1 protein-coding gene is annotated in these 292 nt (G+C 44.5%); it reads left to right on the forward strand.

Going from position 1 to position 292, the window contains the following annotated elements:
* On the forward strand, positions 1-292 hold a 292-nt coding region (locus tag J3L11_RS19115), incomplete at both ends, for a type I-F CRISPR-associated protein Cas7f/Csy3 (protein WP_207572014.1).

Raw genomic sequence — 292 nt, forward strand, 5'->3', positions numbered from 1 at the left:
CGGCTATCCAATCCATTGATGATTGGTGGCACTCAGAAAGCGATAAGCGTTTAAGGGTGCATGAGTATGGCGCAGATGGACAAATAGGCATTGCACACCGGCAGCCTGAGTCTGAAAGTGATTTTTATTCCTATTTTGTTAGGGCTGATCACTACTTATCTCAGCTAGAGCAAATCGATAGGAAATCTACTGTGGCTGAAATGCCCGAATCTTTAACCTACTTGTTTGCTGTGCTTATCAAAGGCGGAATGTTCCAGCAAAAACAGGCTCGTCGCGTAAAGAAAAAGCAGGA

Source organism: Shewanella sp. 4t3-1-2LB, from assembly GCF_017368415.1.
In the GTDB taxonomy this organism is placed as follows: domain Bacteria; phylum Pseudomonadota; class Gammaproteobacteria; order Enterobacterales; family Shewanellaceae; genus Shewanella; species Shewanella fodinae.